20 protein-coding genes are annotated in these 24,032 nt (G+C 68.2%); 10 read left to right on the forward strand and 10 right to left on the reverse strand.

Annotated features, from left to right (window positions below):
• Positions 1-445: 445 nt before the first annotated feature.
• Positions 446-3,412, reverse strand: a complete 2,967-nt coding sequence (gene uvrA / locus AB0I19_RS24115; protein ID WP_357151366.1) for an excinuclease ABC subunit UvrA — start codon at positions 3,410-3,412, stop codon at positions 446-448.
• A 429-nt stretch (positions 3,413-3,841) separates the two neighbouring features.
• Here uvrA and AB0I19_RS24120 point away from each other — a divergent pair, with 429 nt between their 5' ends.
• Positions 3,842-4,474, forward strand: a complete 633-nt coding sequence (locus AB0I19_RS24120) for a response regulator transcription factor (protein WP_067498562.1) — start codon at positions 3,842-3,844, stop codon at positions 4,472-4,474.
• 4 nt (positions 4,475-4,478) lie between these two features.
• On the opposite strand, the gene AB0I19_RS24125 is transcribed toward AB0I19_RS24120, so the two are convergent.
• A complete protein-coding gene (locus AB0I19_RS24125; protein WP_067498565.1) occupies positions 4,479-5,258 on the reverse strand; it encodes a sigma 54 modulation/S30EA ribosomal C-terminal domain-containing protein in 780 nt (259 codons plus the stop codon).
• A gap of 146 nt (positions 5,259-5,404) precedes the next feature.
• On the opposite strand from AB0I19_RS24125, the gene AB0I19_RS24130 reads away from it, so the two are divergent.
• On the forward strand, positions 5,405-7,228 hold the full coding sequence (locus AB0I19_RS24130) for a GAF domain-containing sensor histidine kinase (protein ID WP_181697703.1): 1,824 nt from the start codon (positions 5,405-5,407) through the stop codon (positions 7,226-7,228).
• A gap of 3 nt (positions 7,229-7,231) precedes the next feature.
• On the opposite strand, the gene AB0I19_RS24135 is transcribed toward AB0I19_RS24130, so the two are convergent.
• On the reverse strand, positions 7,232-8,377 hold the full coding sequence (locus AB0I19_RS24135; RefSeq protein ID WP_357151369.1) for a beta-ketoacyl synthase N-terminal-like domain-containing protein: 1,146 nt from the start codon (positions 8,375-8,377) through the stop codon (positions 7,232-7,234).
• 132 nt (positions 8,378-8,509) lie between these two features.
• Here AB0I19_RS24135 and AB0I19_RS24140 point away from each other — a divergent pair, with 132 nt between their 5' ends.
• The 3 genes from AB0I19_RS24140 to AB0I19_RS24150 are packed head-to-tail and all read left to right on the forward strand — an operon-like array spanning position 8,510 to position 12,514.
• Entirely contained in the window at positions 8,510-9,820 is a 1,311-nt protein-coding gene (locus AB0I19_RS24140) for a diguanylate cyclase (protein ID WP_357151371.1), read from the forward strand.
• A gap of 13 nt (positions 9,821-9,833) precedes the next feature.
• Positions 9,834-10,172 carry an antibiotic biosynthesis monooxygenase gene (locus tag AB0I19_RS24145; protein WP_357151373.1) on the forward strand — a complete coding sequence of 113 codons (339 nt, stop codon included), beginning with the start codon at positions 9,834-9,836 and terminating at the stop codon, positions 10,170-10,172.
• Positions 10,173-10,216: 44 nt separating this feature from the next.
• A complete protein-coding gene (locus tag AB0I19_RS24150; RefSeq protein ID WP_357151375.1) occupies positions 10,217-12,514 on the forward strand; it encodes a 3'-5' exonuclease in 2,298 nt (765 codons plus the stop codon).
• Positions 12,515-12,527: 13 nt separating this feature from the next.
• Here the strand turns inward: AB0I19_RS24150 and AB0I19_RS24155 are convergent, their stop codons facing one another.
• Complete coding sequence (locus AB0I19_RS24155; protein WP_357151377.1) at positions 12,528-13,178, reverse strand: TetR/AcrR family transcriptional regulator C-terminal domain-containing protein; 651 nt, start codon at positions 13,176-13,178, stop codon at positions 12,528-12,530.
• A 115-nt stretch (positions 13,179-13,293) separates the two neighbouring features.
• Here AB0I19_RS24155 and AB0I19_RS24160 point away from each other — a divergent pair, with 115 nt between their 5' ends.
• Positions 13,294-14,715 (forward strand): MFS transporter, encoded by a 1,422-nt coding sequence (locus tag AB0I19_RS24160; protein WP_357151379.1) that lies wholly within the window; start codon positions 13,294-13,296, stop codon positions 14,713-14,715.
• A complete protein-coding gene (locus AB0I19_RS24165; protein ID WP_357151381.1) occupies positions 14,712-15,038 on the forward strand; it encodes a cupin domain-containing protein in 327 nt (108 codons plus the stop codon). Before AB0I19_RS24160 ends, AB0I19_RS24165 begins: the two co-directional genes overlap by 4 nt.
• 54 nt (positions 15,039-15,092) lie before the next feature.
• Here the strand turns inward: AB0I19_RS24165 and AB0I19_RS24170 are convergent, their stop codons facing one another.
• A complete protein-coding gene (locus AB0I19_RS24170) occupies positions 15,093-15,545 on the reverse strand; it encodes a universal stress protein (protein ID WP_067498187.1) in 453 nt (150 codons plus the stop codon).
• A 290-nt stretch (positions 15,546-15,835) separates the two neighbouring features.
• Complete coding sequence (locus tag AB0I19_RS24175) at positions 15,836-16,672, reverse strand: AraC family transcriptional regulator (protein WP_357151384.1); 837 nt, start codon at positions 16,670-16,672, stop codon at positions 15,836-15,838.
• A gap of 56 nt (positions 16,673-16,728) precedes the next feature.
• On the opposite strand from AB0I19_RS24175, the gene AB0I19_RS24180 reads away from it, so the two are divergent.
• Positions 16,729-17,190: a VOC family protein gene (locus AB0I19_RS24180; RefSeq protein ID WP_357151386.1), complete on the forward strand. Its 462-nt coding sequence runs from the start codon at positions 16,729-16,731 to the stop codon at positions 17,188-17,190.
• A 128-nt stretch (positions 17,191-17,318) separates the two neighbouring features.
• Here AB0I19_RS24180 and uvrB read toward each other — a convergent pair whose 3' ends face one another.
• The gene (uvrB, locus tag AB0I19_RS24185) at positions 17,319-19,499 is read right to left on the reverse strand and encodes an excinuclease ABC subunit UvrB (RefSeq protein WP_067497998.1); all 2,181 of its coding nucleotides are present in this window, start codon (positions 19,497-19,499) and stop codon (positions 17,319-17,321) included.
• Between the two features lie 90 nt (positions 19,500-19,589).
• Between uvrB and AB0I19_RS24190 the strand changes: the two genes are divergently transcribed.
• Complete coding sequence (locus AB0I19_RS24190) at positions 19,590-20,114, forward strand: DUF402 domain-containing protein (protein WP_357151388.1); 525 nt, start codon at positions 19,590-19,592, stop codon at positions 20,112-20,114.
• A gap of 51 nt (positions 20,115-20,165) precedes the next feature.
• Here AB0I19_RS24190 and AB0I19_RS24195 read toward each other — a convergent pair whose 3' ends face one another.
• Together AB0I19_RS24195 and coaE are read right to left on the reverse strand one after the other, a co-directional pair.
• Positions 20,166-20,588: a hypothetical protein gene (locus AB0I19_RS24195; RefSeq protein ID WP_357151390.1), complete on the reverse strand. Its 423-nt coding sequence runs from the start codon at positions 20,586-20,588 to the stop codon at positions 20,166-20,168.
• A 120-nt stretch (positions 20,589-20,708) separates the two neighbouring features.
• Positions 20,709-21,914: a dephospho-CoA kinase gene (gene coaE / locus AB0I19_RS24200; RefSeq protein ID WP_357151392.1), complete on the reverse strand. Its 1,206-nt coding sequence runs from the start codon at positions 21,912-21,914 to the stop codon at positions 20,709-20,711.
• Positions 21,915-22,063: 149 nt separating this feature from the next.
• On the opposite strand from coaE, the gene AB0I19_RS24205 reads away from it, so the two are divergent.
• A complete protein-coding gene (locus AB0I19_RS24205) occupies positions 22,064-22,276 on the forward strand; it encodes a hypothetical protein (protein WP_357151394.1) in 213 nt (70 codons plus the stop codon).
• 140 nt (positions 22,277-22,416) lie between these two features.
• Here the strand turns inward: AB0I19_RS24205 and rpsA are convergent, their stop codons facing one another.
• Entirely contained in the window at positions 22,417-23,892 is a 1,476-nt protein-coding gene (gene rpsA / locus AB0I19_RS24210; RefSeq protein ID WP_067498011.1) for a 30S ribosomal protein S1, read from the reverse strand.
• Positions 23,893-24,032 lie beyond the last annotated feature (140 nt).

Raw genomic sequence — 24,032 nt, forward strand, 5'->3', positions numbered from 1 at the left:
GACCGTAGGGGTCGGAGTCGGCGGCTGACCGGGGGTGACCGAGACGGCCGAGCCGGAGGAGATCATATTGGCGAGGGCGGTGAAGATGGCCGCGCTTCCGGTATCCATTGCTGGTGATCCTTTCGGGGCTGCCGGGTCAGGCAGTCGGCGTCGGCGTCGTGGGCTCGTAGGCCAGCGAGGACCCGCCACTGAGGAAATTCAGAATCTGGCCGATGAGCGCCATCGTGGCTTCATCCATTGGGGACGTTCCTTTCGTACTGCACGACATCCGCGACCGCGCTGCCCACGCCGCGCGTGACACCACTGGATGTCGATCGACAAACCGCTACTGACCGGTCTTCCGGCGACGGCGAGGCGAATGTTACCTATGGCCGTTTCACTTCGTAGGGTTTTCGGGAAGTCCCGGGCGGAACGGTAACCCGTTCCGCCCCGACACACCTGCCGGTCAGCGCAATGCGGCCGCTTTTCTGGCCAGCCGCTTGGCCGTCGCGGTCTCGGCGGGCGCCTTCTTCGCCACCGGTGCGGCCTTCTTCTTCGCCGCGGGCTTCTTCGGAGCCGGTGCCGCGAGGACTTCCTTCAGGAACTGGCCGGTGTAGCTGTCGGCGACCTGGGCCACCTCCTCCGGCGTGCCCGTGGCGACCACCGTGCCACCGCCGGAACCGCCTTCCGGGCCCATGTCGATGACCCAGTCGGAGGTCTTGATGACATCGAGGTTGTGCTCGATGACGATCACCGTGTTGCCCTTGTCGACCAGTCCGTTGATGACCTTGAGCAGTTTGCGGATGTCCTCGAAGTGCAGACCGGTCGTCGGCTCGTCGAGGATGTACACGGTGCGACCGGTCGAGCGTTTCTGCAGCTCGGCGGCCAGTTTCACGCGCTGTGCCTCACCGCCGGACAGGGTCGGGGCACTCTGGCCGAGGCGCACGTACCCGAGACCGACCTCGACGAGGGTTTTGAGGTACCGGTGGATGGAGGTGACCGGTTCGAAGAACTCGGCGGCCTCGTCGATCGGCATGTCCAGGACCTCGGCGATGGTCTTGCCCTTGTAGTGCACCTCGAGCGTCTCGCGGTTGTAGCGGGCGCCGTGGCACACCTCGCACGGGACGTACACGTCCGGCAGGAAGTTCATCTCGATCTTGAGCGTGCCGTCACCCGAGCACGCCTCGCACCGGCCGCCCTTGACGTTGAAGGAGAACCGGCCCGGCTGGTAACCGCGCACCTTGGCCTCGGTGGTCGAGGCGAACAGGGTGCGGATCTTGTCGAAGACACCGGTGTAGGTGGCCGGGTTCGAGCGCGGGGTGCGCCCGATCGGTGACTGGTCGACCTGCACCAGCTTGTCGAGCTGGTCGACGCCGTTGATCCTGGTGTGCCTGCCGGGCACCTGCCGCGCGCCGTTGAGCTTGTTCGCCAGCGTGGTGGCCAGGATGTCGTTGACCAGCGTCGACTTGCCGGAACCGGAGACGCCGGTGACGGAGGTGAGCACACCGAGCGGGAACGCCACATCGATGCCCTGCAGATTGTGCTCGGTGGCGCCGACGACGGTGAGCTTGCGCTTCTTGTCCACCGCGCGGCGCACCAGCGGCAGCTCGATCTGCTCGCGGCCGGAAAGATATGCGCCGGTGAGGGATTCGGGCTCGGTGAGCAATTCCTCGTAGGGACCCGAATGCACCACGCGACCGCCGTGCTCACCCGCGAGCGGACCGATGTCGACCACCCAGTCCGAGGCGCGGATGGTGTCCTCGTCGTGTTCGACAACGATCAGGGTGTTGCCCAGCTTCTTGAGCCGCAGCAGGGTTTCGATGAGCCTGCGGTTGTCACGCTGATGCAGACCGATCGACGGCTCGTCGAGCACGTAGAGCACGCCGACCAGGCCGGAACCGATCTGGGTGGCCAGCCGGATGCGCTGCGCCTCACCGCCCGACAGCGTCGCCGCCGCGCGCGAGAGCGTGAGGTACTCGAGGCCCACATCGAGCAGGAAGCCGAGCCGGGCCTGGATCTCCTTGAGTACCTGACCGGCGATCGCGGTCTCGCGCTCCCCCAGCGTCAACGAGTTGAGGAAGTGCGCGCACTCCCCGATCGACAGGTCGCTGACCTCGGCGATCGACCTGTTCTTGCCGTCGGCGGCCAGGGTGACGGCCAGGATCTCCGGGCGCAGTCGGGCACCGTTGCACACCGGGCACGGCACATCGCGCATGTACCCGTCGTAGTGCTCCTTCATCTGCTCGGACTCGGTGTTGTCCATGCGCCGCTGCAGGAACGGCATCACGCCTTCGAAATCGGCGTAGTAGGAACGTTTGCGTCCGTAGCGGTTGGTGTAGGAGACGTGCACCTGGTCGGAGCTGCCCTCGAGGACCGCCTTGCGTGCCTTCGCCGGCAGTTCACGCCACGGCGTGTCCATGGAGAAGCCGATGGCCTCGGCCAGACCCGACAGCAGACGGTTGAAGTACTCGGCCGTCTGACCGCGCGACCACGGCGCGATCGCACCCTCGGCCAGGCTCAGATCCGGATCGGGGACGACCAGTTCCGGGTCGACCTCCTTGCGGATGCCGAGACCGGTGCAGTCGGGGCAGGCGCCGTAGGGCGAGTTGAAGGAGAACGAGCGCGGCTCGAGATCCTCGATGTCGAGCGGGTGGCCGTTCGGGCAGGCCAGGCGCTCGGAGAAACGGCGCTCCCGGTCGTGCGCGTGTTCGTCGCGGTCGACGAAATCGAGTACGACGATGCCGTCGGCCAGCCGCAACGCGGTCTCGATCGAGTCGGTGAGGCGCTGCTTGGACGCGGCCTTCACCGACAGGCGGTCGACGACGACCTCGACGTCGTGCTTCTCCTGCTTCTTGAGCTTGGGCGGATCGGTGAGCGGATACACCACACCGTCCACCCGCACACGTGAGTAACCCTGGGTCTTGAGCTGGTCGAACAGATCGACGAACTCACCCTTGCGGGTACGCACCACCGGCGCGAGGACCTGGAACTTCAGGCCCTCGTCCATGGCGAGCACCTGGTCGACGATCTGCTGCGGGCTCTGCTTGGCGATCAGCTCACCACAGACCGGGCAGTGCGGCGTGCCCGCGCGGGCATACAGCAGGCGCAGGTAGTCGTAGACCTCGGTGATCGTGCCGACCGTCGAGCGCGGGTTGCGGTTGGTCGACTTCTGGTCGATCGACACCGCGGGCGAGAGGCCCTCGATGAAGTCCACATCCGGCTTGTCCATCTGCCCGAGGAACTGGCGCGCGTACGCCGACAGCGACTCGACATACCGGCGCTGTCCCTCGGCGAAGATCGTGTCGAACGCCAGACTCGACTTACCCGAACCGGACAGACCGGTGAACACGATCAGGCTGTCGCGCGGCAGATCGAGGTCCACACCTTTCAGGTTGTGTTCCCGAGCTCCGCGCACAGTGAGGCGTTCCGCCACCTGGTGAATCCCTTCTCCATCGTCATCCGCTCGCCGGACATGAACCCCCAGGAATCAATGCTAGGTGGACCCACCGACAAGAACGGCTGAGCGCTTGCGCCCCGGGAGGTGCCGGCTGTGTTTTTGGAGCGCTGGCGCGCTCGAGCGCGGCCCCTGGGGGGCCACGCGATAAGCGCTCGAGACTCGCGCTTCGCGCATGCGCTTCGAGCGCTTATCGCGCGGCCGGGCCGCTGCGCCGCTTCGCGGCGGACCCTCCTCGAGGTCGGGTCGGGCGGGGCTGGGAGTGCGGTCGTGGCGGACTTGGGTGAGCGAGTTTGCTGTCTGCGCACAGGATTTGGGTGGGCGATTGTCTGTCTCTGCACAGGATTCGGGTGAGCGGATTATGTTGGACCGAACAGGGGGGACGTTCTACGTGATGAAGGGGCCGCCGTGCTCGAGGTGTTTCTGGTCGACGACCACGAGATCGTGCGGCGAGGGTTGATCGACCTGCTCGAGGGTGATCCTGAACTCACTGTGATCGGTCAGGCAGGTGGCGTGGCCGAGGCGATGGTGCGGATCAGGGAGACCCGGCCCGATGTGGCGGTGCTCGATGTCCGATTACCCGACGGCAACGGCATCGAGCTGTGCCGCAATCTGCTGGCCGAGTTCGAGGACCTGCGCTGCCTGATCCTCACCTCGTTCTCCGACGAGCACGCCATGCTCGACGCCATCCTGGCCGGTGCCAGCGGATATGTGGTGAAGAACATCGACGGAATGAAGCTGGCCGACGCGATCAAGCAGGTCGGCGCCGGTCACTCCTTGCTCGACACCCGCGCGGCCGACGCGCTGCGCGCCCGGCTGCGCCGCAGCACCGAACCGACCGGTCCCCTCGCGGGTCTGACCGATCAGGAACGGCGGCTGCTCGAACTCCTCGGTGAGGGCCTCACCAATCGTCAGATCGCGGCGCGCATGTTCCTGGCCGAGAAGACGGTCAAGAACTACGTCTCGCGCCTGCTGGCCAAACTCGGCGTCGAACGCCGCACCCAGGCCGCGGTGCTGGCGACCAAGCTGCGCGAGCCGTAGGAAATCAGGAGGGGACGACGATGGTCAGGTCCCCGTCGTAGCGGCGGTAGAGCAGGTTGCCCCGGCCGCTGTGACTGTCGGTGAAGAACAGATACGGCAGTCCGCCACGGCACAGCACATCCGATGCCTCGTCCTCGGCGTAGACCGGGGCCGCGTCCTGCACCACCCGCACCGGCATGGCGCTGGCGGTGAGCGGCAGGTGCGCCGAGTCGCCCGCGGCGACGGTGCGGTGCTGGCGGGCCAGGCGAACACCGTGCGGGTCGGCCCAGGTGACGATGGCGTCCTCGCCGGTATCGGCGTCGGTGAACAGATAGGCGTCGTAATCCATCGCGTCCAGGACGGTGCTGGCTTCCAGCGGGGTACCGGTCATCAGCGCGCAGTCCTTGCGGCGGATGATCGGGCGGGTCTCGGTGACCTGGGCCAGCGGGCGCCGGGCAGGGTCCGGCCAGGCGCCACGTGCTTCCTTACCCGCGCGGCGCGCCAGCTGACGATCCAGACGTTCGGCGGCGAACGTCACCGCGAACCCACCCGGCCCGGTGACCTGCACGCGGGTGAGGGTGTCGTTGGTGCGGATGTTGGCCTGCACGAGGGTCGGCTCGTCGTTTCCGCGCGGAGCGGTGACGCGCACCCGGGCCGGACTGTCGAGATGATGGCGCCGCATCACGCGGGTGATGGCACGCACCGCGCGGGTGACGTCTTGAGCCGGTACCTCGCCACGGGTGGTCACCGCGAGCTCGGGGTCGGCGGCGGTAGTCCAGTGCTGGGTGCTCGACAACGAATACATCTCTTGCCCCACTTCTCGATCCGGCGTCCCCCCGCTGCCCTATGCCACCACTGTGCGCGGTGCGGTAGAAGGGCCGAAAGTCCCCAACCTCGAGGACTAGACTTCTCCTGACTCGGTACGAAGGTGGGCGGCGACGGGATACGGCGATGGCGAATGACGGTCGGAGCGGCCGCTATTCGGCGGGCCGCACCGCGTCTCAGCAGCGCCTGCGCGCCCTGCTCGGCGAGGTGGCCGACCGGGTCGAGGTGATGATCGGCTCGCGCGACCGGATGGACGGCCTGGTCGAGGCCATGCTCACGGTCACCGCGGGCCTCGATCTCGACGAAACTTTGCGCACCATGGTGCGCACGGCGATGAACCTGGTCGATGCCCGTTACGGCGCGCTCGCGGTCCGCGGGCACGGTCAGCAGGTCGCGCAGTTCATCGATGAGGGTATGCCCGAACACATCCGCGACCGGATCGGGCGATTACCGGCGGGCCGCGGTGTGCTCGGTGCCGTGTTCGCGGAGAAGGCACCGCTGCGGCTCGACGATCTCACCGAGCACGAGTCGTCGGTGGGTTTTCCGCCCGGTCATCCGCCGATGCACTCGTTTCTCGGTGTCCCCGTACGGATCCGGGACGAGGTGTTCGGCAGCCTGTATCTGACGGAGAAGTCCGACGGGCAACCGTTCACCGAGGAGGACGAGGTGCTCGTCCTCGCGTTGGCCGCGGCGGCAGGCATCGCGGTCGACAACGCGCGCCTCTACGAGCAGGCGCGCACCAGACAGGCCTGGATCGAGGCGACGCGCGACATCGCCACCGAATTCCTGGCGGGCACCGAATCCGACCGTGTACTCGCCCACGTGGTCGACCACGCCCGCGGGCTGACCGGTTCGCACCAGGCGTTTCTGGCCTCGGTACCGGTGCCCGACGAATCCCCCGGCGAGGTAAGCGAATTGGTCGTCACGCAGTGGACCGGCCCCGACGCCGGCCAGGACTGGCAGACGATCCCGATCGCGGGCACGGTACTCGGCGATGCCTTCAGCAGGCGCACACCGCTGCGCTTCGACGACGTGTCCGAGGTGGTCCTCGGCGTCGACTTCCCGGTCGCCGAATTGCCTGGTGCCGGACCGGCTCTCGTCCTTCCGCTGTGCACACCCGACGCCACGCTCGGCGTGCTGGTGACCATCCGCCCGCCCGGCTTCGCGCCCTATTCCGACGAGATGCTCGAGCTCACCGCCGCGTTCTGCGATCAGGCGGCGCTTGCGGTGCGCCTGGCCGACGCGCAACGGCGGATGCGTGAGCTCGATATCGTCGCCGACCGCGACCGCATCGCCCGCGACCTGCACGACCATGTGATCCAGCGCCTGTTCGCGATCGGCCTCACCGTGCAGGCCACCATGCCCAAGGCGGTGGTTCCCGAAGTGCGGCAACGTCTTTCGACGGTCATCATGGATCTGCAGGAGGTGGTGCAGGAGATCCGCACCTCCATTTTCGACCTGCACGCCAGCGGTTCGGGCCACAGCGAAGGGCTGCAACAGCGGCTCGAACTCGCGATCCGGCGCCAAACCGCCGACATCGCGATGCGCGCGACCATCCAGGTATCGGGCCCGCTCTCGGTGCTCGACCCGCAACTGGCCGATCACGCCGAAGCCGTTGTGCGCGAGGCGGTGAGCAACGCGGTGCGTCACTCCGGAGCCGACACCGTGGCCATCGTGATCGAGGTGGCCGACGATCTCACGATCACCGTGAGCGACAACGGGTGGGGCATCCCTAATCACGTCATCCGCAGTGGGCTGCGCAATCTCGAGCAGCGCGCCCTGGAGGCGGGCGGCCGGTTCCAGATCGCGCCCGCGGTGCGAGCCGACGCCGACGGCGAGCATTCGGAGATGCCGGGCACGCGGCTGCGCTGGGCGGTTCCACTCCCGCAGGACCAACCGACCACCGGCGGTTTCGCCCTGGCGGGCGGGCCGGAGGCGGGCGAGGACTGAACCTCAGGCCGGACCGACGACGAGGGCGGAGTTGTTGCCGCCCATCCCCATCGACAGATTCACGGTGAGACCACCGCGCATCGGTGTCGGCCCGTCGAGCAAACGCGGATGCGCGGGCGCGACGACCGGCGCCGACGCGACGACGCCGGTGTCGTAGGACAGCGCGATCAACGCCAGTTCGACGGCCGCCGCGGCACCCTGGCAGTGACCGGTGAGCGGCTTGACCGAGATGATCGACGGTTGGTCGTCGAAGACGGTGGTGAGCACGTCGCGTTCGGCGGCGTCGCACTGGCGGGTGCCGGTGCCGTGGGCGTTCACGTAGTTCACCTCCGACGCCGCTACCCCACTGTCGTGCAAGGCTTTCCGCACGCATTCGAGGTACTGCTCGTGCGTCGGCTCGACCGAGACCACGTGGTAGGCGTCGTTGTTCATGGCGCCGCCGAGCACCCGCGCGTAGGGCTGATCCACCGCGTCGGTGAGCAGCACCGCCACCGACGCCTCCGCCATCACGAACCCCAGGCTGCCCTCCTGGAACGGGCGGCACGCGGTGAACGGGTCCACATCGGACACGGCCGCGCCCATCCCGACGAAATGCTCGAGCATCTCCGGGGTGGCCGACAGGTCGGTGCTCACGCACAGCACGTCGTCCACCAGGCCCGCGTCGCGCCACTGCCGCGCCGTGAGCACGGCGACATTGCCGGAACTGCACGCCGCCGACACGTTCATGGCTGGGCCGTGGAAGCCGTACCGCTGCATCACCACCGAGATGGGGGTCGAGGGCAGCATCGGCAGGTAGTCGCGGGAGCGTCGGTGCCCGCCGTCGCGCAGGTAGAAATCACGCCAGTCGGCCACGTCGCCGAGGGTGATGGCGTGCACCAGGCCGACCGTTCGGCCCTCGGCGCGCCAGCCACGCGCGCGGGCGTCGGCCACCGCCTCGGCAGCCGAGGCGACCACGGCGCGCCCGAACAATCCACGACCGTGCGCCGGGTCGCCGCCGTCCGGAATCCGGCCGACCCAGGCGTGCTCGTCACGTCCCGGCCCGTAACCCGGATACAGACCGGCGGCCGGTTTTCCCCCCAGCACCCCCTGAAACAATTGTTCACGGCCCCAGCCGTAGCCGGAGACCACACCGATACCACCGATCGACATAGAATCGACTCGGTGGGCCATGCCGCCGGGACGTCCTTCCGGTCTCACGTCGCTCCTCGCGGATCTCGTCGAGGGTCACCACGATAGTCCGGTGCGTCATCCGAAGACCAGGCCGAGATCGGGGGTATCGCAGTGAGACAAACCGACACCGACGCGGCGAACGCCGAGCTGCTCGCCCAGCGGTACCGCTCGCTGGTCGAGCACACACCCGATGCCATCTGCGTGCACGAGGCGGGCGTCATCGTCTACGTGAACCCGGCGATGGTGCGACTGCTCGGTGCGCACACGGCCGAGGACCTGCTCGGATTGCGGATCACCCATTTCGTGCATCCCGACTCCATTCCACCGATGCTCGACCGGATCGCCCAGCTCACCGCCGAGGGCGCGGCGTCACCGCCGACCGAAATGGACCTGTTGCGCATCGACGGGCGGAAGGTGCCCGTGCAGACGGTGTCGGTTCTCACGGCCTGGCAGGGCGAGGTGGCCTACCAGGTGGTGGTGCACGATCTGACCGCGCAGCGGGCCGCGGAGGCCTCCGCACGGCAGGCCGAGGCGTATTTCACCACCGTGGTCTCCCAGCTCGAGGAGGGTGTGCTGGTCGTCGACCGGCGGGGCAGGCTCGAGTCGATCAATCCGGCGGGCAGGCGCATCCTCGGCATCGCCGACTCCGCGCCGGTCCTCGGTGCGCGTTTCGACGAGCTGCCCGTCACGATGATCGACTGGGAGGGGCAGCCGCTGCCCGTTGGCAGGCATCCGATGGCGCACACGCTGACGACCGGCGAACCGGTGACGCGGTTCGTGTTCGGGGTGCGCCGGGCCGACGGCCAGCAGGTGTGGCTGTCGTGCAACTGCCGGCTGCTCAACCCCGACAGCCCGGACTCGGCGGGCGTGTCGTCGTTCGCCGATGTCACCGAATACCGGGCGAGCAAGATGCAGCTCGAGTACCAGGCCACCCACGACGCGCTGACGGGACTGGCGAACCGGTCGCTGATCCTGTCGCAGTTGTCGACGGCACTGGCCGACGAGGGCGGCACCTTGGTCACCACCGTGTTGTTCATCGATCTCGACGGGTTCAAGGCGATCAACGACACTCTCGGCCACGCCATCGGCGACACGGTCCTGCAGATCGTCGCCCAGCGGCTGCAACGGGCGCTGCGCGCCGAGGACTTGGTCGGCAGGCTCGGTGGGGACGAGTTCCTCGTGCTGCTCGCCGGGCAACCGCAGCGCACCGATCTGCCGCGCCTGATCGAACGGCTGCGCGTCACCATGGCCGAGCCGATCATCGCGAGCGGGCACCGTCTCGAGGTCAGCGCCTCCATCGGCGTCACCGAGCTCGGCCCGCACGAGCGCCGCACCCCCGAGGCGGTGCTGCACGACGCCGATCTGGCCATGTACCGCGACAAGCCCTCCGGTCGCCGCAATCACACCACGCACGCGTCCTGACAAACTGGTCGGCGTGATCGTCGAACACGCTCTGCTGCCCGTCCGCCCCGGTTCCGCCGACGCCTTCGAGGCGGCCTTCGCGCAGGCCTACCCGATCATCGCCGGTATGCCCGGCTTCGGTGGGCTGTCGTTGTCGCGGTGCGTGGAGCGGCCCGACACCTACCTGCTGCTGGTGCGGTGGGCGCGGCTGAGCGATCACACCGAGGGGTTTCGCGGGTCGCCGGAATATCAGCGCTGGCGTGCGCTGTTACATCACTTCTATGAGCCTTTCCCGGTGGTCGAGCACTTCACGCCGGTGACCGGTGACGAAGTCTTCCCCGCGACGGGCGCGCTGCCGTCCGGGGGCAAGTAGACTCGACAACTCTGTTCTCAACGCGGTGACAAAGGAGTCCTGTTTTGCCCGACCGCCTCGCCGACGACCGCGCAACCACCGACCAGGGCGGGCGCGGCCGCGAGATCGAACAGGAACAGCAGTACCTCACGGTGCTCTACGACCGCCTCGACGCCATGCGCGACTACGCGCAGAACCGGCTCAAGACGGTCCTGCTGGAAGCCGGCGGCACCCCGCAGGCCCGCAGCGAACGTGAGTCGTTCACCGCGCTCTACAGCGAGGACCTGGCCAAATACGATGCCGCCGAGCACGGTCTGTGCTTCGGCCGCATCGACCTGGACGCCACCGAGGACGCCGCCCGCTACATCGGCCGCCTCGGCATCCTCGACGAGGACAACGACTACGAGCCGCTGCTCCTGGACTGGCGCGCTCCCCTGGCGCGCCCGTTCTACCTGGCGACCACCGCCAATCCCGAGGACGTGGTCCGCCGCCGTCACATCCGCTCGCGCAACCGCACGGTCACCGCGATCAACGACGAGTATCTCGACCTCGGCGCCGCCGAACGCGACGGCGCGGTGGGTACCGACGACGGCGTGGGCGGCGAGAGCGCCCTGCTCGCCGCGCTGAACGCGGCCCGCACCGGGCACATGAACGACATCGTCGAGACGATCCAGAGCGAACAGGACGCGATCATCCGCTCCGAGCACAAGAGTGTGCTCGTGGTGCAGGGTGGGCCGGGCACCGGCAAGACGGCGGTGGCGCTGCACCGGGCCGCCTACCTGCTCTACACCTTCCGTCAGCAGCTGGCCAAGAGCGGTGTGCTCATCATCGGCCCCAACGCCACCTTCCTCGACTACATCGGGCAGGTGTTGCCCTCGCTCGGTGAGACCGGTGTGCTGCTGTCCACCATCGGTGACCTGTATCCGGGGGTGAAGGCGGTCCGCGAGGATTCGCTGCGCGCGGGTGAGATCAAGGGTTCGCTCGACATGCTCGAGGTGCTCAAGCAGGCGGTGCGCGACCGGCAGGAAGTGCCCGCCGACCCGGTGCGGCTCACCTTCGACGGCTACCCGGTGCTGCTGGATCGCAAGATCGCGACCCGGGCGCGTGGCCGGGCGCGTTCCTCGCGCCGTCCGCACAATCTCGCGCGGCCGATCTTCGCCTCGTCGGTGATCGACGCGCTCACCGATCAGCTGGCCGCGACGATGGGCGCCGATCTGTCCGGCGGCACCAGCCTGCTCAGCTCGGCCGATCTGAGCGAGATCGGTGACGAGATGCGCGCCGACCCGCAGGTGCAGGCCGCGATCAGCGCGCTGTGGCCGGTGCTCTCACCCCAGGAGGTCCTCGCCGATCTGCTCGCCGACCCGGCCCGCCTCGACCGCGCCGCCAAATCGCTGAGCCCCGAGGACCGCGCCGAACTCGTCCGCTCCGACGACGGCACGTTCTCCGCCGCCGACGCACCGCTGCTCGACGAACTCGCCGAACTGCTCGGCGTGGACGACACCGAGGAGCGGGAACGGGCCCGCCGCCGGTGGCGCGCGCAGCTGGCCGAGGCCCAGGACGCGCTCGACATCCTCACCGGTTCCGCGCCGCAGGACATCGAGGACGAACTCGATCCCGAGATCCTGATGGCCTACGACCTGATCGACGCCTCCCAGCTGGCCCAGCGCCAGGAGTTCGGCAACCGGCAGACCACCGCCGAGCGCGCCGCGGGTGACCGCACCTGGACCTATGGACATGTGATCGTCGACGAGGCACAGGAATTGTCGGAGATGGCGTGGCGAATGGTGATGCGCCGCATCCCGAATCGCTGGATCACCGTCGTCGGCGACGTCGCCCAGACCGGCGACCCGGCGGGCGCGTCGTCGTGGCAGCGGGTGCTGGAACCCTATGTGGCCAAACGCTGGAAGCTCACCGAGCTCACGGTCAACTACCGCACGCCCGCCGAGATCATGGCCGTGGCCGCCGATGTCCTCGCCGCCATCGACCCCACTGCCCAGGCACCGCGCTCGGTCCGCGAAACAGGCAATCCCCCTCGCGCACATCGCGTTTCGCCTGCGGAAGTGCGGGACGAACTGGCCCGGCTGATCGCCGCCGAGCAGGCCCCCGGCACCGCCGCCGTCCTCGCCCCCGCCGCGCTCGTCCCCGAATTATCCTCGCTGGCAGGCGAATCGGTGCAGGTCCTCACGGTGCACGACGCCAAGGGCCTGGAGTTCGACCGCGTGTACCTGGTGGAACCGCAGGCCATCGTCAAGGAGTCACCGCGCGGCCTCAACGACCTCTACGTCGCGCTCACCCGTGCCACCCAGCGGCTCTCGGTGGTTCATACCGAAGAGCTACCCGAGGTGTTGTCCGCGCTCGCGTGAAGCAGGCCTAGGGTCAGCGGGGCGCGGACAGCAGCCCGTCGACCAGCGCGGCCAGCCCGGCGCCATAGGCGGTTGTCGTGTCGAAATCGGTCCAGCGAGAACCGATTTCGGCCAGCCGTGGCGTCGTCTCGGCGTCGAGGTTCGCGAACACCTCGGCGCGATAGGTCGGCCCGAGCGCGGCCCGGCGGGCGGAACGCGCGGTGATGATCAGCTCGCCCGCGGTGTAGTGCCAGACGGCGCGATAGGCCTCGGCTGCCCGGTCGAGCGACAGACCGGCCGCGACCCCGGCGTCGATGATGGTCTCGGGAAACCACAGCGCCGAACGGCCGAAAAGGTCGCCGTCGACGAGCACTTCGACCACCCACGGCCGGGCGGCCAGCACATCGTGCATCGCCGTGGCGGCCACCAGAATTCGTTGCCGTGGGTCATCGGGCAGCTCCGGCCACTCGACCTCGTCGGCGTAATCGTCGAGAAGTAGCCGCAGCAGCGCGTCCTTGTCGCGGACGTGGTGATAGAGCGCCATCGGCGTACAGCCCAGTTCGGTGGCCAGCCTGCGCATCGTCAGCTTCTCGACACCGTCGGTGTCGATCACACCGTGGGCGGCGGCCACGATGTCGGCGCGAGAGATTCGGGCCGGTCTTCCGGTGCGCGACGAGGTTGCCATAGATCCATCTTGACCCATCAGCCGGCGCAGGCCTGGACACAGGTCCGTCGTCACCCCCGCGCCCCGGCGCCGCATTGACCGCCGTTGCCGTCGCGCAGTTCATGGTCGCTTGGACATGGCAGTCGTGAATGTCGCGCTCCCCTCGATCGGCGACGCACTCGGTTTCACGCCCCTGGACCTGGCCTGGGTCGTGCACGTCTACGCGCTGACCTTCGGTGGATTTCTGCTGCTCGGGGGGAAGGCGTGCGACCTGTACGGTCGGCGACGGCTGTTCACCGCCGGTTTGATCGCCTTCGGCCTCGCCTCTCTCGCCGGCGGGCTCGCGCAGGCACCTTGGCAGCTGGTCGCCGCGCGCGCCGCGCAGGGCATCGCGGCGGCCGCCGTCGCGCCCGCCGCGCTGGCGACCCTCACCACGGTGTTTCCTGAAGGGCCTGCGCGGGTCCGCGCTCTCGGCGTGTGGGGTGGCGTCAATGCGGCGGGTGGTGCGCTCGGCGTGCTCGTCGGGGGCCTGCTCACCGAGTACGCGGACTGGCGCTGGGTGATGCTGGTCAATGTCCCGATCGTCGCGGTGGCGCTACTGTCCACGGCCGCAGGCGTTCCCGCGGACCGACCGTCCGGCGCGCCCGCGCACCTCGACCTCCTCGGTGCGCTCACCGCGACCGCCGGAGTCGGACTGCTGGTGACCGGCGTCATCCGCACCGATCGCCACGGCTGGTTCTCGGTGACGACCGGTACGACGCTCGTCGCGGCCCTCGTCGCGCTCACTGCGTTCGTGATCATCGAACGCCGCGCGCGAAATCCGCTGCTGCGCCTCGGACTGCTCGGCAACCGGTGGGTGCTCGGCGCCAACCTCTTCGTGCTGTTCGCCGCGGCAGGCCAATTCTCGGCGTTCTACCTGGTCTCGCTGTATCTGCAGCAGGTCCTGCGGCTCGGCGCGGGCGCGGCGGGGGCGGCCTTCCTGCCGTTCTCGCTGTGCGTCATCGCTGGCACGCTGGTCGCGACACGGATCGGGGCGAACCGTTCGCCACGACCGATCCTGATCGGCGGTGCGGTGCTGACCACGGCCGGTATCGGCTGGTTCGCACTGATCAGCCCCGACGGCAGCGTTCTGGCCGACGTCCTCGGTCCGTCGCTGATCGGCGGTTTCGGACTCGGCCTGTGCTTGGCGCCGGTGGCATCGGCCGCTGTCACCGCCGTCGCGCCCGGCGAGGCGGGCATGGCCTCCGGCGCTTTCAACAGTGCCCGTCAGCTCGGCGGCAGCATCGGTGTCGCCACGCTCGCCACCCTCGCCGCGAGCAGGACCGGCACCGGCAGCGATCCGACGGCGCTGACCGACGGCTATGCGTTCGCCCTCGCCGTCGCCGCACTGCTGTTCGCCGTAGCCGCGGCGATCGCCGCCGTCGCCCTTCCGCGCACGCCACGCACCGAACCACTTGCCCGCCAACATGTTCCCGCACCAGCACGACGAGAGGAAGAACGATGTCCCCGATCAACCTGTTCGACCGCGCCCTCCGATTCGAGCCGGAGGGAGCGGTGAGCGCCGCGGAACGCCGGATGACCGCAGGCACAGATGGCTGGCAGCTGGCCACCTTCCACGTCGAGACCGACGCCGATGTGCACGCCGACCACTGGGAGATGCATCCCACCGGCGACGAGGCGGTGTGCTGCTTGACGGGCGCGATGCGGTTGTACCTGCGATCCGAGACGGTCGGCGAGGAAGAGTATGTCGTGGCACTGACCGCGGGCACCGCGTTCGTGGTGCCACGTGGCCGCTGGCACCGGATCGAACTCGACGAACCGAGCGACATCATGTCGATCGGATTGCGTGACGGCACAAGGCAGGAGCCCGTAATGCGGTGAAAACAGCCGAGGGCGCCGCGCGATGGCGCGGCGCCCTCGGCGTGTGGTCGAACCTCAGCGCACCGTGTGGACGATCAGGACGTCCGAGCGGGACTTGCGGGCCACGTCCGAGGGGACGGAGCCGAGCAGGCGGCCGGTGAGGGTGTTGAGGCCACGGTTACCGACGACGAGCAGGTCGGCCTTGGTCTCCTTGATCAGCTCGAGCAGGGAATCCACCGGCTCGCCGACGATGGCGCGCTCGACGATGTTCTTCGCACCGGCGGCCACCGCCTTCTCGCGGGCGACGTGCAGGATCTCGTTGGTCGGCGCCGAGCCACGGACCTGGTAGGCCTCGTCCTTGAGCACATCGGCGGCGGCGGCGACATCGCGATCATCGGTCGGGAAGTAGGCGCAGGCCAGCACGAGAGTCGCGTCCGCGTCGGCAGCGAGCGCCGCAGCCTTCTCCACCGCGACGTACGACGAATCCGAGCCATCAGTACCGACGACAATGGTCCGGTAGGCGGTCATCTCTCCTCCAACTTGGTCGGTGCAGCGCCGAACGACCCGGGAATCGAGCATCGGCGCGGCAATTGCGTCGACCATAACGCCACAACGCGCCGATTTATCGACAATTCGCAACAGATCACACCGGGAGTGTTGGGTCACTTTGTCGGGCGGTGCCGGATTATGGGCGGTGCCGTCGGCATTCACCTGCGCCGATCGAACGGCGAGCCGACAAAATTGTGGCAAATCACAACACAATCAACGCCGCTGCGGGCCTGGGATTTTCGTCACAACACCGGCGGCGCCGTGCCCGTTCACAGCGTTGCGGCCGCCGCGTCCATCGCGCGGGCGCGGCGCGCGTATTCGCGGGGCGGCATCCCGATCTGCGCGGTGAATTCCCGGCTGAAATGCGCCTGATCGAAATAGCCGAGATCGGTGGCCAACTCGGCCAGATCCGGGTCGGAGTGGGCGAGCAGATCGGCGGCGTCCTGCAACCGGAACCGGCACAGCACCCATTTCGGGCCGGCGCCCACATAGCGGCGGAACAACCGCTGCACGGTGCGCATGGGCACCGCGAACCGTTCGGTGACCTGGTCCACGCGGGTGAGCTCGGGATCTCGCGCCATCGCCGTCACGATGCGCGACACCAGCGCGAACTGCGGGTCGTCGGCACCGCCACGACCGCCGAAGAATTCCTCGACGATCCTCACCCGGTTCTCGTCGGACGGTTCGGCCAGTACCCGCTCGGCCAGCCCCGCCGCTTCGGGCAGCACCTCGGTGAGAGGCGCCGAACCGTCACGGAAGGCACCGACATCACGCCCGGTGAAGGCTCCGAAACCGCCTGGGCGGAAGCGGATTCCGAATGTCTCGCCCTCGCCGTCGAGATCGCGCACGTACTTGGAGGTGCACACGCCGTTCACGAATCCGCCGGTGCGGGTGCTGCTGCGTTCGAAGGTGACGTTCACGCACGGAAACGACAGCACCTCGGCACGGAACGCGGGTCTGCCACGCAGATCCCAGCGCACCACCCAGTACCGGTCGGCGAATTCCGCCAGCGCGGGACCGACTTCCAGCCGCCGCAGCGAGCGGTGTCTGGCCTGCTCGCGCGGGAGCAGGATCCCCTTCGCGTCGTCGAGATCGCCGGTCGTCATCGCCGGTGTCGCGTTCTTACAAGACCGGCGAGCGCCGGGTGAGCAGGATCGAAACCATGAACGTTGCACCCATCCCCGAGGGGTACCACTCCATCACCTGTTTCCTGGCCGTCGCCGACGGCGAGGCGGCCATCGACTTCTACTCCGAGGTCTTCGGCGCGAAGGTGCTCAGCCGCGCCGACGATGCCGAGGGCAGGCCCGTCCACGCCGAGCTGCTCATCGGCGATTCCACCCTGCAGCTCGGAATCCCACTGTCCGACAACAGTGTTCGCGCTCCCGAAGGCTGGGTGCACACCTCGATCGTGCACTACTGCCCGGATGTCGACGAGGCCTTCGCGCGTGCCGTCGCCCGCGGCGCGCGCGTGGTCGAGGACGTACAGACCTTCGTCACCGGCGACCGCTACGGCGTGATCGTCGACCCGTTCGGCCACCGCTGGGCGGTCATGACCCGCGTCGAGAACGTCTCCCGCGAGGAGGCCGACCGACGCGTAGCCGCCTGGATGGCTGTGTCTGATTAGCGGCTGGCGCCGCGGGGTTTCCGGCCCCGTGTGCCTCGCGTCCGAGGTGCGATACTGCGCCTTCGGCGTTCCGTCTCGCACCTCGGACGCGAGGCGGCCGAAAACCCGTGGTCGCCGGGTCGACATACTCAGCTCAACCCCGCAGCGTCCATTCCGCGCAGTTCCTTCTTCAGGTCGGCGATTTCGTCACGTAAGCGGCCTGCCAGCTCGAATTGCAGTTCGCGGGCGGCGTTCATCATCTGGTCGGTGAGGGAGGCGACGAGGTCGGCCAGTTCGGCGCGCGGCATCGACTTCACGTCGCGTTCGGCGTAGATGCCCGCGCTCACCGCACGGCCGGGTTCGCCCTGGGCACGCCTGCCACGGCTGACGTTGCGGCCGGAACCGCCGACGGCCACCTCGTCGCCCGCCTCCAGGTACACCTGGTCGAGGATGTCGGCGATCTTCTTGCGCAGGGGCTGCGGGTCGATGCCGTTGGCCTCGTTGTAGGCGATCTGCTTGGCGCGGCGGCGGTCGGTCTCGTCGATGGCGTGGCGCATCGAGTCGGTGATCTTGTCGGCGTACATGTGCACTTCACCCGACACGTTGCGGGCCGCGCGGCCGATGGTCTGGATGAGGCTGGTGCTCGATCGGAGGAAGCCCTCCTTGTCGGCGTCGAGGATCGCCACCAGCGACACCTCGGGCAGGTCGAGGCCCTCGCGCAGCAGGTTGATGCCGACGAGCACGTCGTATTCGCCGAGGCGCAGCTGGCGCAGCAGTTCCACGCGGCGCAGGGTGTCGATCTCCGAATGCAGGTACCGCACCCGGACCCCGAGCCCGAGCAGGTAGTCGGTGAGGTCCTCGGACATCTTCTTGGTGAGCGTGGTGACGAGCACGCGCTCGTCGCGCTCGGTGCGCTGCCGGATCTCGTGCACCAGGTCGTCGATCTGGCCCTTGGTGGGTTTCACCACCACCTGCGGGTCGACGAGACCGGTCGGGCGGATGACCTGTTCCACGACCTCACCGCCCACCTGGCCGAGCTCGTACGGCCCGGGCGTAGCCGACAGGTACACCGCCTGCCCGATCCGGTCGGCGAACTCCTCCCAGGTGAGCGGCCGGTTGTCGACCGCCGAGGGCAGCCGGAACCCGAACTCGACGAGGTTGCGCTTGCGCGACATATCGCCCTCGTACATACCACCGATCTGCGGGACGGTGACGTGGGATTCGTCGATGACCAGCAGGAAGTCGTCGGGGAAGTAGTCGAGCAGGGTGGCGGGCGCCGACCCCGCGGGGCGACCGTCGATGTGGCGCGAATAGTTCTCGATGCCCGAACAGAAGCCGACCTGGCGGATCATCTCCAGGTCGTATTCGGTGCGCATGCGCAAGCGCTGCGCCTCGAGCAGTTTGCCCTGGCCCTCGAGCTCGGCCAGGCGGGCGGCCAGCTCCTCCTCGATGGCGGCGACGGCCTTCTCCATGCGCTCCGGGCCCGCCACGTAGTGGGTGGCGGGGAAGATGCGCAGCGAGTCGACCTGGCGGACCACATCGCCGGTGAGCGGGTGCAGGTAGTACAGCGCCTCGATCTCGTCGCCGAAGAACTCGATGCGGACCGCGAGCTCCTCGTAGGAGGGGATGATCTCGACGGTGTCGCCGCGCACCCGGAACGACCCGCGCGTGAACGCCATGTCGTTGCGGGTGTACTGCACATCGACCAGCAGCCGCAGCAGCGCGTCGCGGTCGATCTCGCCGCCGACCTCGAGCTGCACCGAGCGGTCCAGGTACGACTGCGGCGTACCGAGACCGTAGATGCACGACACCGACGCGACCACCACGACATCGCGGCGCGACAGCAGGCTGGAGGTGGCCGAGTGCCGCAGCCGCTCGACGTCGTCGTTGATCGAGCTGTCCTTCTCGATGTAGGTATCGGTCTGGGCGATGTAGGCCTCGGGCTGGTAGTAGTCATAGTACGAGACGAAGTACTCGACCGCGTTGTGCGGCAACATCTCCCGCAGTTCGTTGGCCAGCTGGGCCGCCAGGGTCTTGTTCGGCGCGAGCATCAGGGTGGGCCGCTGCAGCTTCTCGATCAGCCAGGCGGTGGTCGCCGACTTGCCGGTACCGGTGGCACCGAGCAGCACCACGTCCTTCTCCCCCGCGTTGATGCGGCGCTCGAGCTCGGCGATGGCGGCGGGCTGATCGCCTGCCGGCTGATGCGGGCTGACCACCTCGAAGCGGCCACCCTTGCGCTCGATCTCACCGACCGGGCGGTGCTCCGAATGCGCGAGCGGGTGCCCCCGCTCTTCGTACCCTTCGGCCGGGATCTCGGTTGCGAATGCCATGCACACCAGGTTAGGCGCAGCCACCGACAGATTCGTCCCGGCGTGAAAGCGAGCGGCACACCTGCCCGCGTGCCGGTAGATTCTGCGCACATGACCCAGGCCTCGACCGTGCACGTGCACCCGCCCAAAATCGAGCTGTTCGACGTGGCGGCCAAGACCAACACCGACCCGAAGGGTTTCGTACGACCGGTCGAGGTGTACCGGGAGGAGCCGTGGGGCCTCTACATGGGGCGGCACTCCGACCACGCCAGCTTCCACTATCTGGAATCGTGGCTGCTGCCGAGCCTGTCGCTGCGCGCGTCCAAACTCTGGTACAACCCCGGCATCGAGCAGTGGCAGGACGTCTACGTCGATGTCGGCGTCTTCACCAGGGACTCCCCCACACTGTGGCGCTCGGTGGACCACTACCTCGACCTGCTGGTCCGCACGGGCCGCGATGTGCGCCTGGTCGACATCGACGAACTACTCGCCGCGCAGACCGAGGGCCTGCTCGATGCCGACCAGGCCCAGGCGGCGATCGAACACGCGGTCGCTGCGGTCGACGGGATCGCCGCGCACGGGTACTCGCTAGAGGCGTGGCTCGCCACCCACGGCATGACCCTGACCTGGCGCTGAAACGACGAAACCGCCCGCGACCGGACAGGTCACGGGCGGTTTCGTCATCGATCAGCCCGCCGAACCGCTGCCGAGCAGGTCGCCGAGGCCACCACCGCAGCCTGCGCTGCCGGTCGCGGCCGCCTCACCGACGGTAACGGTGATCGAGTCGCTGATCAGCAGCTGCCGCGCCTCGAGCTTGTGCTGGCCCGTCGTGGTCGGCTTCCAGGTCATGCTCACCGTGCCGGAGAGCAGCGAGGGCGAGACCGTGCCGATGTCCTGACCGTTGTCGGTGAACTTCACCGAGGTCAGCCTGTCGACCTCGACGCTGGCCGTCAGCTTGTAGCTGCACCCGACCTTGTGATCGGTGCCCGCGACGCTGAGGTTGCCCACCCAGGCCGAGGCCTGTGGGGCGGCCAGCACGATGGTGGCGGCGACAGCGCCGAACGCGGTGATGCCGAAGCCCGCACGGCCGAGACGGTGATGTGTTGTCATACGCGCTACAACTTCCCTGTGAATCGAGTCACCCGGTAGTGACTCGCCACAATGTAACCAGCGCGCCGTCCGCTGCGGACAGTTTTTGAAACATTGACGTTTAACAGATGCCGACCGAGATTACGCGCGGGCGCGAGCCCATTCACCGACCCTCGGGTAGACCACGTCGAACCACGGTTCCTTCACCGCGTAATAGGCCTCGCCCGCCGCCTCGCCCGACTTCCCCGCCGCCGCCCGTTCGGCCGTCCGCTTGATCTCCAGATACTCCGTCCGCACGTCCTCCTCCGCCCGCAACCAGTCGCGGAAGTCGAGCGCGAGCCGCTGACCGGGCGAGTCCTGCACGCGCAGATGAATATTCGCCGGTCGGCCGGGATCCGCGTTGCCGTGCAAGCGTTTTGCCCACAGGTCCACGTCGGTGCCCGCCGGATCCTCGGGCGTGGGCTTCGGGTTGTCGTGCGTGATGCCGACCGCGCGCGGGAATCCCGCGGCTGCCAGCGAATCCGCCAGTGCGTCAGCGGTTTCCAGGTCGGCCACAGTCACCTGGATGTCGATGAGGTCCTTGGCGGGCAGCCCGCTCACCGCCGTCGAACCGACATGGTCGATGCGCACCGCCGCAGCACCGCACACCAGGTGCAGCCGGGCGATGATCCGGCGGGCCTGCGCGCTCCACTCCGGGTCGTGCGGCACCAACCGGTACTCCGCCCGCGCCCGCACCCCCTCGCGCTGATTGCGCTCGAAGGGCACCAGCCGCCGTTCCCACAGCGCCCGCACCTGCTCCTCGACCGCACCGGGTGCACCGTTGTTGTCGAGCCACACGTCGGCCACGGCGTGCCGCTGCTCGTCGGTGGCCTGCGCGGCGATCCGGGCCAGCGCATCGGCCTCGGCGACACCGCGCTGCTCGACCAGCCTGCGCAACCGGGTCTCGACATCGGCACCGACCACGACGACCAGCTGCATGAGTGGGGCGAGTCCGTTCTCCACCAGCAACGGAATGTCTTGCACCACAATGGCATCGGCGGGTGCGGCGCCGATGAGTTCGGCAGTACGGGCGCCGACCAACGGATGGGTGATGGCGTTGAGCTTGCCGCGTGAGGTGTCGTCGGCGAAGGCCACCGCCGCCAGCGCGGGCCGGTCGAGGCTGCCGTCCTCGGCCAGGATCGACTCGCCGAACTCGTCCACCAGCGCGGCCAGACCCGGGGTGCCCGGGGCGACCACCTCGCGCGCGATGGCGTCGGAATCGATCACCACCGCCCCCAGTTCGACCATGGTCCTGGCCACTGTGGACTTACCCGCTCCCATGCCTCCGGTGAGGCCGATCCGCAACATGCGCCAAGTCTCGCATCCCCGCGCCCGGAGCAGGTCAGGTGTTCCCGACACGCCGATATGCGGCGGCGGCAAATCCGGGGCCGGGCGCGTCGTGTCGACTAACCTTCGCGCAGGCGAGAAGGCCAATCACCAGCGAGCGAAGGATGATCATGGGCACCACACAACACCGGACGGCTCGCCACCGCCTCGGCATGCCCGGCGGTGTGCACTGCGTTGAATTCCCTGCCGTGGCAGCGACTCTCGCCGAATATCGCCGGTCCTGGTTCACCGCTCTGATCTCGCCCGCCAGACACAGTTTCGCCGCGATGCGCAAGCGCACAAGCATGGGTTCCACCTACTGGGTGCCCGCCGCCGCCAACTGAGTACCGACCACCCGAGCCCACCCGTTGCGAACGGGTGGGCTCGTTGCCGTGCACGCCCTGTGTGATCGACCGGGCCGGAAACAGGCCGAAGGCCCCGGTCCGTGTGGACCGGGGCCTTCGACTGTGTTGCTCTACCTGAATCAGGCGTTACCGCTGAGCTTCTCCCGCAGAGCCGCCAGCTGCGCGTCACTGGCGAGCGAACCGCCGGTGGACTCGGCCGGACCGGAGGTGGCCTGCGTGGCGTTGCCGCTCTCGGAGGAGTAGTTGCCCGCGGCCGGACCGCCCGCGGCGGCTTCGGCAGCCGCGTCGGCAGCCATCTTCTCCATCTGAGCGGTGTGCATCTTGTGGCGACGCTCGGCCTCGGCGTAGCGGCCTTCCCACTCTTCACGCTGCTTGTCGAAGCCCTCGAGCCATTCGTTGGTCTCGGGATCGAAGCCCTCGGGGAAGATGTAGTTGCCCGCTTCGTCGTAGCTGTCGGCCATGCCGTACTTCGACGGGTCGAATTCGGCGTGGTAGTCCTCGTTCGCCTGCTTCAGCGACAGCGAGATCCGGCGACGCTCCAGGTCGATGTCGATGACCTTGACCATCGCGTCGTCGCCGACGGCCACGACCTGGTCCGGGACCTCCACGTGGCGCTCGGCCAGCTCGGAGATGTGCACCAGGCCCTCGATGCCCTCTTCGACGCGCACGAAGGCACCGAAGGGAACCAGCTTGGTGACCTTGCCGGGCACGATCTGGCCGATCGCGTGGGTCCGGGCGAACTGACGCCACGGGTCCTCCTGGGTCGCCTTGAGCGACAGGGAGACGCGCTCGCGGTCCAGATCGACGTCGAGAACCTCGACGGTGACCTCGTTGCCGACCTCGACGACCTCGGACGGGTGGTCGATGTGCTTCCAGGACAGCTCGGAGACGTGCACCAGGCCGTCGACGCCGCCCAGGTCCACGAAGGCACCGAAGTTGACGATCGAGGAGACCACACCCTTGCGGACCTGGCCCTTCTGCAGCTGGTGCAGGAACTCGCTGCGGACCTCGGACTGGGTCTGCTCGAGCCAGGCGCGACGCGACAGGACCACGTTGTTGCGGTTCTTGTCGAGCTCGATGATCTTGGCCTCGATCTCCTTGCCGACGTACGGCTGGAGGTCGCGGACGCGACGCATCTCGACGAGCGAGGCGGGCAGGAAGCCACGGAGACCGATGTCGAGGATCAGGCCGCCCTTGACGACCTCGATGACGGTGCCCTTGACGGCCTCGTCCTTCTCCTTGAGCTCCTCGATCGTGCCCCACGCGCGCTCGTACTGAGCCCGCTTCTTCGACAGGATCAGGCGGCCTTCCTTGTCCTCCTTGGTGAGAACCAGGGCCTCGACCGCATCGCCCACGGAAACGACCTCGTTCGGGTCGACATCGTGCTTGATGGAGAGTTCACGGGAGGGGATGACGCCTTCGGTCTTGTAACCGATGTCGAGCAGGACCTCGTCACGATCGACCTTGACGATGGTTCCCTCGACGATGTCGCCATCGTTGAAGTACTTGATCGTGGCGTCGATGGCGGCGAGGAAATCCTCGGCGGAGCCGATGTCGTTGACGGCTACCTGCGGCGAGGTGACGGTGGTGGGCATATGTGGGTTTGCTCCGGACGGATTGTGGTCGGTTGCGGACATTGGAACTTTCGGTACGCTGCGAGATCACCGCGACGAGGCGACGAGGGACCGAACAAGTATCGCACGGACCGCCGACATTGCCGCTGATCAAACTCAGC

The organism is Nocardia sp. NPDC050413 (genome assembly GCF_040655475.1).
GTDB classification, from domain to species: domain Bacteria; phylum Actinomycetota; class Actinomycetes; order Mycobacteriales; family Mycobacteriaceae; genus Nocardia; species Nocardia coubleae.